Origin of the sequence: Moraxella sp. K23 (assembly GCF_041154765.1) — a bacterium.
Taxonomy (GTDB): domain Bacteria; phylum Pseudomonadota; class Gammaproteobacteria; order Pseudomonadales; family Moraxellaceae; genus Faucicola; species Faucicola tetraodonis.
On the sequence record NZ_AP031595.1, the window covers coordinates 1,426,732 to 1,438,587 of the forward strand.

The 11,856-nt window shown below is 42.6% G+C and carries 8 protein-coding genes; 7 read left to right on the forward strand and 1 reads right to left on the reverse strand.

What is annotated here, in order from left to right; translation table 11 throughout:
* Positions 1 to 139: 139 nt before the first annotated feature.
* The 3 genes from lldP to lldD all read left to right on the forward strand — a co-directional run bounded on the left by lldP (position 140) and on the right by lldD (position 3,875).
* Positions 140 to 1,813: an L-lactate permease gene (gene lldP / locus ACAM37_RS06210; protein WP_472826339.1), complete on the forward strand. Its 1,674-nt coding sequence runs from the start codon at positions 140 to 142 to the stop codon at positions 1,811 to 1,813.
* 13 nt (positions 1,814 to 1,826) lie between these two features.
* Positions 1,827 to 2,600, forward strand: a complete 774-nt coding sequence (locus ACAM37_RS06215) for an FCD domain-containing protein (RefSeq protein ID WP_369625759.1) — start codon at positions 1,827 to 1,829, stop codon at positions 2,598 to 2,600.
* A 126-nt stretch (positions 2,601 to 2,726) separates the two neighbouring features.
* Positions 2,727 to 3,875, forward strand: coding sequence for an FMN-dependent L-lactate dehydrogenase LldD (gene lldD / locus ACAM37_RS06220; RefSeq protein ID WP_369625760.1), 1,149 nt, complete (start codon positions 2,727 to 2,729; stop codon positions 3,873 to 3,875).
* A gap of 265 nt (positions 3,876 to 4,140) precedes the next feature.
* Here lldD and exaC read toward each other — a convergent pair whose 3' ends face one another.
* The gene (gene exaC, locus ACAM37_RS06225; protein WP_282840895.1) at positions 4,141 to 5,652 is read right to left on the reverse strand and encodes an acetaldehyde dehydrogenase ExaC; all 1,512 of its coding nucleotides are present in this window, start codon (positions 5,650 to 5,652) and stop codon (positions 4,141 to 4,143) included.
* Between the two features lie 196 nt (positions 5,653 to 5,848).
* Here exaC and ACAM37_RS06230 point away from each other — a divergent pair, with 196 nt between their 5' ends.
* From ACAM37_RS06230 to ACAM37_RS06245, 4 genes are all read left to right on the forward strand, one after another.
* Complete coding sequence (locus ACAM37_RS06230; RefSeq protein WP_369625761.1) at positions 5,849 to 7,024, forward strand: helix-turn-helix domain-containing protein; 1,176 nt, start codon at positions 5,849 to 5,851, stop codon at positions 7,022 to 7,024.
* A gap of 401 nt (positions 7,025 to 7,425) precedes the next feature.
* Positions 7,426 to 8,793 carry an adenosylmethionine--8-amino-7-oxononanoate transaminase gene (gene bioA / locus ACAM37_RS06235; protein WP_369625762.1) on the forward strand — a complete coding sequence of 456 codons (1,368 nt, stop codon included), beginning with the start codon at positions 7,426 to 7,428 and terminating at the stop codon, positions 8,791 to 8,793.
* A gap of 270 nt (positions 8,794 to 9,063) precedes the next feature.
* A complete protein-coding gene (locus tag ACAM37_RS06240; protein WP_369625763.1) occupies positions 9,064 to 9,933 on the forward strand; it encodes a 16S rRNA (uracil(1498)-N(3))-methyltransferase in 870 nt (289 codons plus the stop codon).
* Between the two features lie 2 nt (positions 9,934 to 9,935).
* A complete protein-coding gene (locus tag ACAM37_RS06245) occupies positions 9,936 to 11,780 on the forward strand; it encodes a putative bifunctional diguanylate cyclase/phosphodiesterase (protein WP_369625764.1) in 1,845 nt (614 codons plus the stop codon).
* The last annotated feature ends 76 nt before the right edge of the window (positions 11,781 to 11,856 follow it).

Sequence of the window (11,856 nt, forward strand, 5' to 3'; positions counted from 1 at the left end):
GCTGTTTTTTTGAAATTTAATTGAATTAGGGTGTAATATTCTTTATTATTTCACTAATTAAAGACACCTCGACTATTTTGGTAATACCAATTATTTCACGGAGGAAATGATGCAACATTGGCAACAGATTTACGATCCCATGGGTAATATTTGGCTTTCAAGTGCCATTGCCCTTATCCCAATTATCTTCTTTTTTCTAGCCTTAGCGGTATTTCGTTTAAAAGGTAGTGTTGCAGGCACTATTACCGTTGTTTTGGCGTTGCTTGTTGCCCTATTCTTATACCAAATGCCGGTGACATTAGCGCTATCATCCGCGATTTATGGATTCTTCTACGGACTTTGGCCCATCGCCTGGATTATTATCGGGGCGGTGTTTTTATACAAAGTCACGGTAAAAACAGGGCAATTTGATATTATCCGCTCCAGTATTTTATCGCTGACCGAAGACCAACGCTTACAGATGTTATTGGTGGGGTTTGCCTTTGGTACTTTTTTGGAAGGTGCAGCAGGCTTTGGTGCACCCGTGGCTATCACGGCGGCGTTATTGGTAGGCTTAGGGTTTAAGCCTTTGTATGCGGCTGGACTTTGCCTCATCGTCAATACCGCCCCTGTTGCTTTTGGTGCGATGGGGATTCCAATCATCGTGGCAGGACAAGTATCTGGGGTAGAAACCCATGCCATCAGCCAAATGGTCGGACGCCAGTTACCTTTTATTGTGCCGATTGTATTAGTGTGGATTATGGCGATTATGGATGGGTGGCGCGGGGTTCGTGAAACCTTCCCAGCGATTGTGGTCGGTGGTGGGTCGTTTGCCATTGCGCAGTTTTTGACCTCAAACTACATTGGACCTGAGTTGCCTGATATTACCGCTGCTATTGCCTCGTTAATTAGTTTGACGTTGCTATTTAAAGTGTGGCAGCCCAAGCATGTGTTCCGTTTTGAAAATCAAGTCGATGGCAAAAATCAGATGGGTGATACCACAAGCGTATCAGTAACATCGCCAAACACCCATTACTCGCCCGCTCAAATCATCAAAGCTTGGATGCCGTTTGCGATTTTGACCGCGATGGTGTCGTTGTGGAGCATTAAGCCGTTTAAAGATTTGTTTGTTAAAGGCAAAGATGGTCACCCTGATGGCGCATTAGTCGATATGGTGATGAGTATCAATGTGCCGTATTTGCACAATGCAGTACAAAAATTGCCCCCAGTCGTCACCAAGATTACCGACTATGCGGCCATTTATAAATTTGATTGGTTCTCGGCAACAGGTACTGCCATCGTGCTCGCGGCGATTATCTCTATCGTGATGCTAAAAATGCGTCCTAAAGAAGCGTTATCGACGTTTGGCGAGACCGTTAAAGAACTACGCACCCCGATTTACTCTATTGGTATGGTGTTGGCGTTTGCGTTTATCGCCAATTATTCGGGGTTGTCTGCTACATTAGCATTAGCATTGGCACACACGGGCAAAGCTTTTACCTTCTTTTCACCATTTTTGGGTTGGTTAGGGGTGTTTTTGACAGGCTCAGACACGTCAGCCAATGCGTTGTTTGCCGCCCTTCAAGCCACCACTGCTCAGCAAATTGGTGTGCCTGAGGTGTTGTTAGTGGCAGCCAATACCTCGGGTGGTGTGACTGGTAAAATGATTTCCCCGCAATCCATTGCCATTGCCTGTGCCGCTACAGGTTTGGTGGGTAAAGAGTCGGACTTGTTCAGATTTACCGTCAAACATAGTATTATTTTTACCATTATGATGGGCGTGCTCATCACGCTACAAGCGTATGTCGTGCCTTGGATGATTCCACACGGATAATGATAGGTAAGGTATGAAGGTTGCAACGCAGGTTATTGAACAATTAATTTCGCTAATAGACCGTGAAGGGCTAAAAAATGGCGATAGATTACCTGCCGAGCGCCATTTGTGTGAGCGACTAAGTGTATCTCGTACCGCACTGCGTGAAGCGATACAGCAGATGAATAGTGTCGGTATTACCGAAAGTCGTATTGGGTCGGGAACGTTTGTCAAAGATGTGCAAAAAATTAAACACACCCAACCCCTTGTGGCGCTGTCTGATAATCTGATATTACAAACCCTGACCCCGTTATTAGATGCCGATCCCCTGTATCGTCTAGATGTGCAAGAAGCAAGAATTGTACTAGAAGGCGGTACAGCCTGGTATGCTGCCCAAAGAGCTACAAAACAAGATATTGAAAAAATCCGCTTTTACTACGAGCAGTTAGCAAACAATCAGGCGCATGGCGATACCGAACAAGCCGCTATTGCCGATGCCAATTTTCATTTAGCGATTGCTGAAGCCTCCCAAAATGCGGTATTGTTGCAGATGATGAAAAATGTTTTTCACCTACTGCGACATAACGTGGTATTAGCTCGGCGAAAGATTTACACCGAGCATTATGGCTTTGAAACTTTACACACGCAGCACATGGCGATGATGAATGCGATTATCGCGCGTGATAGTGAATTAGCTCGCAAAGCCGTGGGTGAGCATATTGAGTTTGTGATAAAACAGGTTGCCAAGATTGATGAGGCAACGGCTCGCAGACAGCGAGTTTCCCGATTGGCCACTGATGTTTTTTAATACTGATGCTTTTTAATACTGATGCCTGTTAATGCAGGCGCATTTTATAAACGTACTTTAGTGTAAACAGGTTTGAATGCACGTGGCTATTTCTACCATTAATAATATAGTTAAGATAGGGATATTATGATTATTTCTTCTGCCAATGATTACCGAGAAGCGGCGCGCCGTCGTTTACCCCCTTTTTTATTCCACTACATTGATGGTGGCGCGTATGCAGAATACACCCTAAAACGTAATGTTGAAGACTTATCGAGTATTGCCTTACGTCAGCGGGTATTAAAAGACATGACGCAGCTTGATTTATCCACTGAGATTTTTGGTGAGCAGCTGTCTTTGCCTGTGGCACTCTCGCCAGTGGGTTTGACAGGTATGTATGCTCGCCGTGGTGAAGTCCAAGCAGCCATGGCTGCTGACAAAAAAGGCATTCCATTTACCATGTCAACGGTATCAGTCTGCCCTATCGAAGAAGTTACTCCAAAAATCAATCGCCCTATGTGGTTTCAGCTGTATGTGTTACGTGACCGTAAATTTATGCAAAATGTGCTGGAGCGCGCCAAAGCAGCAGGCTGTTCAACGCTGGTGTTTACCGTCGATATGCCTGTACCTGGGGCGAGATACCGTGATGCGCACTCGGGCATGAGTGGACCCAATGCCGCGATGCGTCGCTATCTACAAGCGTGCACCCATCCGCACTGGGCAATGAACGTGGGATTGCTAGGAAGACCCCATGACTTGGGTAATGTCTCTAAATATCTTGGTAAAGCGATTGGCTTAGAGGATTATATTGGTTGGCTCGGTAATAACTTTGATCCCTCGATTTCTTGGAAAGACTTAGAATGGATTCGTGATTTTTGGGATGGCGCTATGGTCATCAAAGGTATTCTTGACCCTCAAGACGCCAAAGATGCAGTACGTTTTGGCGCTGATGGTATCGTGGTTTCCAATCATGGTGGGCGTCAGCTTGATGGTGTGATGTCAACTGCCACTGCCCTACCCAAAATTGCTGATGCTGTTAAAGGTGATATCAAAATTTTGGTCGATTCGGGTATCCGTAATGGCTTAGATGTGGTGAGAATGCTGGCATTGGGAGCAGATTTATGTATGTTAGGACGTGCATTTATCTATGCGCTAGCCGCCGATGGTGAGGCTGGGGTGACCAATTTACTCAACTTGATAGACAAAGAAATGCGCGTGGCAATGACATTGACCAGTGCAAACCGAATTCAAGATATCAGTCGAGACTGTTTGGTAGATTTTAGTACTTTGACTTGATAGACTGACAGTGACTAGTCAACCTTAGCATCTTTATGGGATTTTTTTATTTTGGTAAATGCTAAGATTTTATGGCTAAACTACAAGTTTTTTAAACTAAGTGCGCCACTAAGTGCATTAAATTTATCAACTTCATGGCGCAATAACCGCTTATGATGAATGGTTGATTGAGCGATGGTAAATGAATTTAATATTGATACTTTTTATTTTCGATAAAAAAACCGCTCTATGAGAGCGGTTTTTGTTGTTTATGACCTATCAAATTCTAGAAGAAGCCCATCGGTTTTTCAGAATAGCTGACCAGTAAATTTTTGGTATTTTGGTAATGCTCTAGCATCATTTTGTGGTTTTCACGCCCGATGCCTGATTTCTTGTAACCACCAAATGCGGCATGGGCTGGATAAATGTGGTAACAGTTTGTCCATACTCGCCCAGCTTGAATAGCACGCCCTGCACGGTAAGCAGTATTGCCACTACGTGCCCACACGCCAGCACCTAAGCCAAACATAGTATCATTGGCAATACGCATGGCATCATCAAAGTCTTTGAAAGTTGTCACAGACAATACCGGGCCAAAAATCTCTTCTTGGAAGATTTTCATATCATTATTGCCTTTAAAAATCGTCGGCTCGATATAATAACCTTCACCCACCTCATGTCTTGCATTACCACCTGTTAAAAGCTCGGCGCCTTCTTGTTTACCTGTAGCAATACAGCCTAAGATTTTGTCTTGTTGTTCCTGAGAGGCTTGCGCACCAATCATCGTTTCCGTATCCAATGGGTGACCTGTTTTAATACGTTTTACCCGTTCTACGGCTTTCGCCAAAAAGGCATCGGCGATACTTTCATGCACTAAGGCTCTCGAAGGACAGGTACATATTTCACCTTGATTGAGCGCAAACATAGTAAAACCTTCAAGCGCTTTTTCTAGGTAATCATCTTCTTTATCCATGACATCGGCAAAGAAAATATTGGGTGATTTACCACCTAATTCTAAAGTAACTGGAATAATATTCTCTGTCGCATACTTCATAATAAGCTGACCGACAGGGGTTGAGCCAGTAAAGGCAATTTTTGAGATGCGTGGGCTTCTAGCTAAATGACTACCCACCTCTTCGCCATACCCATTCACGATATTTAAAATACCTGCTGGTAGCAAATCTTGAATCAATTCAACAAGCACCAATAAGCTCACAGGCGTCTGCTCGGCGGGTTTTAAGACAATGCAGTTACCCGCGGCTAGTGCAGGCGCGATTTTCCAGGTAGCCATTAAAATTGGAAAGTTCCAAGGAATGATTTGTCCAACCACACCTAAAGGCTCATGAAAGTGATAAGCGACCGTGTCATCATCAATGGGTGAAACACCGCCTTCTTGCGCGCGAATTGCACCCGCAAAGTAGCGAAAATGGTCAATGGCAAGTGGTATATCCGCAGCCAAGGTTTCACGGACAGCTTTACCGTTTTCCCACGTTTCAGCTACTGCCAATAACTCAATATTTTGCTCAAGGCGATCTGCGATTTTTAATAATAGATTAGAGCGCTCTGTGGGTGAAGCCGCATTCCACTTAGTTTTAGCATTATGGGCGGCATCAAGTGCAAGTTCAATGTCTTCTGGACTTGATTTGGCGACTTTGGCGAAGGGCTTGCCGTTGACGGGTGAGATGTTATCAAAGTACTCACCTTTAACCGGCGCAACCCATTGGCCGCCAATAAAGTTGTCATACTTTTCTTTAAAATTGATTTTAGCACCGTCAGTATTAGGGTCAGCATAACGCATAATGACATTTCCTTTTGTCAGTTGGTAGATAAACTGCTTCGTGCAGTTGGTGGTTACACATTCATATTATTACAGAAACGGTAGGTAAAAGGTAGGTGTTTAATTATTCTTTACAATAAGGGATGGACATTATACTATTGAGGATAGCTTATTTTAAAAACCAAGGATTGGTTAGTGAATTAGGATATTTTAAAATATGAATAAAAATAGACTGTTAGAGCAAAGGCATCGGATTGATAAGAAGCGTTTTAACATTACCTTTACCGATAATAATGCAGATCTTATCCAACAAAGTATCGTTCAGTCATGGCATCGCTCAGACAGTGCCAACATTCCAACTGAGCGCCAACAAGCACCCATTAACGCCACCAAAAGCGATCAATCGTATTATCTAAAAAAAGCCTTAGACTATTGTCAAAATCAATTACAACATATTACGCTGCAATCCTCCATGGTGATGGCTGTGGCTGATATCGGTAGTACGATTATTTGGACGACTGCCAGCAAGTCTATGCAAAAAGCAGCCGAAGCGGTTAACTTCATTGAAGGCGGATGCTGGGGGGAAAGCCAAGTTGGCACAAATGCGCTCGCTTTATCGCTAAAAACGCAGCAATCAACTTGTGTTTTTTCCAATGAACACTATATGCCTTCGGTTCACGAATGGGTCTGTTACGCCACGCCTATTATTGAACCGCATACCAAGCAGGTCATTGGCGTACTGGATTTATCGACCACTTGGCAGAATCACAATAATTTTGGCATATTTGCTGCTGAACGCTGTGCCAGTATTTTACAATCTGCTTTAAATGAGTGCCAAAGACACTATCTGTATATTCAAGGATTTAATGAACCCAGCGTGATATTCAATGGTAAAACCTTGCGGCTGACCCCTCGGCAAGTCGAGATATTGACAGTGTTAGCACTTTGCCCCCAAGGTATGAGCTTAGATGCTTTACACCAAGCAATCTACGGTGAGCGTAAAGTATCACAAGGTACGCTAAAGACTGAAATGTCGCAGTTACGTGATACGCTTACTGGTTTATTGGGTTCTCGTCCGTACCGATTATTAATGCCAGTGGATGGTGATTTTTTGCGGGTTGAACAATCATTAAATGCAGGTTATTTAGAAGCCGCCCTCAAATTGTATACCGGTATATTTTTTAGCAAAACTGAAAGCCCTTTTTTATGCACTTGGCGCACTTGTTTGGAAGCTCGCTTGAGCCAAGCCATTTATCATTCAGATCAGGTTGACTTATTACTCATGCATTTGTCAAATTGCCCCGATGCTAGCGATGCCATAGAAAGGTTGATTGAGTTAATGCCAGATAACCTCCCCATTCAGCAACATTTAGAGGTACTGTCAACTCGGTAACCATCAATTTTTGCTTAACCGTCAATTTTCCCCTAATCACGAATTTTTCGTTGAAAAAGCCGTTGCCAGGCTTTTTCGATATGGGTGATACCCCCACCAAACCGTTGGTTGTGTTTTATTCTTGACTTCCCGCCCTTACTACCCTGTCTAGTTGCTATGCGTGCAAGCATTTCTAAAATATCATCGACCTGTCAAGATAGATAAAAGATAGCATGCCTCTATGCACTTTTGGGTGGTAATGCTTGTGTATTTTTTATCGAAAATTTATCGTACGTAAATTCTGTGATAATTACCGTTCCTATTATTACCATTATCGCTTATAGCATTAGAAGGCTTGCGATTTCAAGCGTTTTTTCTTGGGTCAAAAGTGCTACAATGTGACAAAAAATTTTGAGATCCTTATGAATAACGCGTTATGGCTTCCTTGCACACAGATGCAAGCCCTTGAAAACAATCCCCCACTCCACCTCGTCAAAGCTCAAGGCAATCAATTATATGATCAGGACGGTAACGCCTATTACGATATGATTAGCTCATGGTGGGTCAATTTACATGGACATTGCCATCCTTTTATCAACGAACAAATAAAACAGCAGCTCGATACGCTTGAGCATACTTTAATCGCTAGTGTCACTCATCCGCCGATTTTGACGCTTGCAGAAAAATTGGTTGCCATCACGCCCAAATCATTCACCAAAGCTTTTTTTGCTGACAGTGGCTCAGGGGCGGTGGAGGTCGCACTTAAGATGAGTTTGCAGTACTGGCAGCAATCAGGACAAACGCAAAAAACCAAATTTATCTCATTGGAACACGGTTATCACGGTGAAACCGTTGGCAGTCTTGCGGTGACAGATATCCCGCTGTTTAGTGAGCAATACAAAGATTTGATTGTCAGTCAAATTCGTATTCCTTCCCCCGCGCATATTTTCAGCCCTGACGACATCCCAGCGCAGCTGCATGAGCAAAAAAGCTTGGATGCACTAGAACGCATCTTGGCAGAAAAATCTCGCGATATCTGTGCGATTATCCTTGAACCTTTGGTACAAGGAGCGGCTGGCATGGCGATGTATTCTGCTAATTATTTGCTTGGCGTTGCCAAACTTGCGTACCATTATCACATCCATGTGATATATGATGAGATTGCCGTGGGTTTTGGTCGTACAGGTACTATGTTTGCGGTAGAACAAATGCTAGCCTTGGCAGATGCGGATAAACAAGACGATTATTGCCCTGACTTTATCTGTCTGTCAAAAGGTCTAACGGCAGGGTATCTGCCAATGTCTTGCGTCATGACAACCGATGATGTTTATCAAGCGTTTTATGATGATAAAGTGGAAAAAGGCTTTTTACATTCGCATAGTTTTACTGGCAACCCATTGGCTTGTAGCGCGGCTTTGGCATCGCTTGAACTGTTTGAACGCGATAATGTCTTGCTACACAACCAATCCCTTATCCAAGCGATGGCTGATGGCTTACAGCAATTAGTTGATGCCAATTTACCCATAAAGTTTGCACGTCAAACCGGCATGATTCCAGCTTTTACCTTGGATTTTTCTCAAAATTTGGGCAAAGCTTTTGCCAATTTATGCCTTGATCAAGGCGTGATGATTCGTCCGATTGGCAACCATGTTTATCTTATTCCGCCTTATTGCACCACCCCAGCAGAGCTTGGGCACATCTTTGGCATATTAAATCGTTGTTTGCAAAAGCTTTATGACCATATCCCTCAAATACCCCAAGGCTCGTTGCAAGCGATTGATTTGCCTTAACACCTTTGCTAACGTTTCATGAAATTTACTGACTAATTAACCAATTAATTGTAAATAAATGTTGGTCATTATAATCTATTCTCAAGAGCTAGGATTTATTACAAACGTTCAATTCTTACTGTATTATAAAAAATTGTATTAGAATTCACAGCTTATGCCTACATTGCTAATATTTAACGTATAATCCATGAGATTATCGTCAAAAAATATTTAACTTATGTAGGCATTTTAACTAACTTAACTGAATCTTGAAACTTACTTAGATGATTTATGCGTAGATTTTTTTATAACCAACCAAATTCGCTAAAAGTTGGCAGCACTGTGCCTTTGACCGAAGATATTTTTCATCATTGGTGTAAAGTGTTAAGAGCAAGTATCGGTGAACAAGCGTTATTTTTTGATGGTCAAGGTGGTGAATATACCGTCACTTTAACGGATATCACTAAAAAACAAGCGCACGTTACCATCAACGACTTTAATCCGATCAATCGGGATTTGCCATTTACTGTCAACATTGCCTTGGTGATGAGCCGTGGCGAGCGTATGGATTATGCCATTCAAAAAGCCACAGAGCTTGGGGTGTCATCGATTCAACTGCTCACAAGCCAACATGGCGAGGTACGCCTAAAAGCAGACCAAGCCGCTAAAAAGCTCGCCCATTGGCAGCAGGTTGCGGTATCGGCTTGTGAACAATGTGGGCTTAATATCGTGCCAAACTTACTGGCACCAAAAGCTTTTAGCGACTGGATTGATGAGCCAGCAGGCGTGCACACTTCTGCCAACGTGACCAAATTAATTTTAGCCGTTCCTCCTGATGACAGTGGCTTAGTGACACCTTGTAATCAAATTGAAGGTAACGACATTCAGCAGAACGGTATTGAACCCATCACGCCCTATACCCCATATCCCAACCCACTACCCCATATAACAAACCAGTTTAGACAGTGTTCTTTAGCCCAATTTTGGTTACTCATTGGTGCCGAAGGTGGGTTTTCAGAGCAAGAAATAACGCAAGCTATCGAGCGCGGTTTTATGCCTTGGCAAATTGGCGAGCGTGTGCTACGAACTGAGACAGCCCCTGTCGTCGCATTGTCTTCATTGTTAACGCTACATCAAACTTTGACTGTTGCACAGGAATAATCATGCCACCGAATAACAAATCAGTCATGCCAAAACACCCTCGTGATTGCTGTGTGGGTGCTAATAAGTTATGTCATGGTGATTTACGTGAGTATGGGTTTATTGTCGATAGCCATTTTTTTGATCAACAAATTTCGCTTGAACATCAAAATGCGGTGTTTGCCTCGGTTTTTTCAAAAATCCATGATGGCATTTTTATGCTTGATGAACAGCTACGTTTTATCTGTGTCAATCAGCAATTTTTAAACATTACCGCCTTGCCACGCGATCAGGTGATAGGTAGCCCGTTTTATTTTTATCCGTATAAGACCTACGCCCCACACTTACAGCAAGCGATTGCCGCCATCATTACCAAACTGGATAATCGACAATCAATTTCGACCAATTTAGTGCTTTCTTATCACAATTCACCTGAAGTGGCGGTTTGGCTAGATATCTGCGTGTGTGAAGTCGATGATAATCGGGTGGTGTATGTAGGGCTACTTACCAATTTAACCAAAAAAGATGCGCAGCTTAGCCATACCTTACATCTCTACAATTATGATGAATTAACGGGTCTGCCCAATTATGATACTTTTTATGACAAATTAAAAAGCTGTATTGACTACTACCAGACAGCCGATAATCAGCGTGAGTGCATGGGGGTATTGCTACGCATCAATATTGATAAATTACAGTCTTTTAACATCAGCCTTGGCATTGAAAACACCAATACGCTGATTCAGGGTTTTGTCAAACGGGTAAAATCCTTAAAAATTTCGGGTGCCAGTTTAGTCACTTTTTCGCGGTTTGGGGGTGATAGCTTTGCGGCGATGATTTCGGTACAACACCTTAATGCCGCGCATCACTACGTGGCAGCGCTCAAACAGTTATTTGACTTACCTTTTAGCATTGACAACCAATCAATTTATTTAAGGTTGTCGATTGGTGCTTCGGTTTTCCCCACTCATACCCAAGATGCTCAGACATTGCTGTTACAAGCAGACACGGCGTTAAAACATGCGCGGCTTATCAGTGATGAAGATTGTGTTTGGTATGATGCCAACCAGCAAAAAGGCAATTTTAAAGACATTCATTTGCTCAGTGCCTTTAAAAATGCGTTATTAAAACAGCAAATTTTGCCCTATTTTCAGCCTAAGTTAGCGTTTGCACAGCCTGACTTGCCGATGTTTGAAGCGCTGGTGCGCTGGGAGCATCCCACCCTTGGACTTCTCTATCCCAACGATTTTTTGGATGAGGTGCTCGATAAGTCATCGCAGGCGCTATTTGAAAAAATTGTTTTAGCTTGTATTGAGCAGATTTTGACATGGCGTGAGATGGGCTATAACTGCCTCATCTGTATCAATATTGATAGTCGTCAATTGATTAGTGACAAATTTATTGAGTTTATTGAAGGGACGATACAGCAATATAGTTGGCTTGCGCAATTAATCAGTTTTGAAATCACCGAAGTCTGCAAAATTCATGATGAATTAAAAGCGCAGGTGATGCTAGCAAAACTGCGTCAGTATGGTTTTAGTATATCGATTGATGACTTTGGTACAGGCTTTGCTGCGATGCAATATTTGATTAAATATCCAATTAATATGCTCAAAATTGACCGCTTATTTATCACGGATATTTTACAAGACCCAAAAAAACAAGTGATTGTCAAATCAGTGATTGAGATGGCGCATTCGTTATCCATGAAGGCCTTGGCTGAGGGGGTGTCTAACTGTGAAGAAATCGAATATTTGCGTAGCCTTGGTTGTGACTTGATTCAAGGCTTTGGTTTTGGTAAACCCATGTCTAGTCAAGATACTACTGAGTGGCTTAAAGCCAACTATAAACCAAACTATTTGCTATAAGTTTAAATTAGACTAATTAGATTTTTTTATGACCCTATAGTCATGTTAGTACCTTGTCACCTTTGTCAAATTTTCC

Excerpts from the sequence above, each read along its gene's own strand:
- lldP (WP_472826339.1), top strand. The coding sequence starts at position 140 with ATGGGTAATATTTGGCTTTCAAGTGCCATTGCCCTTATCCCAATTATC.
- ACAM37_RS06215 (WP_369625759.1), top strand. The coding sequence starts at position 1,827 with ATGAAGGTTGCAACGCAGGTTATTGAACAATTAATTTCGCTAATAGAC.
- lldD (WP_369625760.1), top strand. The coding sequence starts at position 2,727 with ATGATTATTTCTTCTGCCAATGATTACCGAGAAGCGGCGCGCCGTCGT.
- exaC (WP_282840895.1), bottom strand. The coding sequence starts at position 5,652 with ATGCGTTATGCTGACCCTAATACTGACGGTGCTAAAATCAATTTTAAA.
- ACAM37_RS06230 (WP_369625761.1), top strand. The coding sequence starts at position 5,849 with ATGAATAAAAATAGACTGTTAGAGCAAAGGCATCGGATTGATAAGAAG.
- bioA (WP_369625762.1), top strand. The coding sequence starts at position 7,426 with ATGAATAACGCGTTATGGCTTCCTTGCACACAGATGCAAGCCCTTGAA.
- ACAM37_RS06240 (WP_369625763.1), top strand. The coding sequence starts at position 9,064 with ATGCGTAGATTTTTTTATAACCAACCAAATTCGCTAAAAGTTGGCAGC.
- ACAM37_RS06245 (WP_369625764.1), top strand. The coding sequence starts at position 9,936 with ATGCCACCGAATAACAAATCAGTCATGCCAAAACACCCTCGTGATTGC.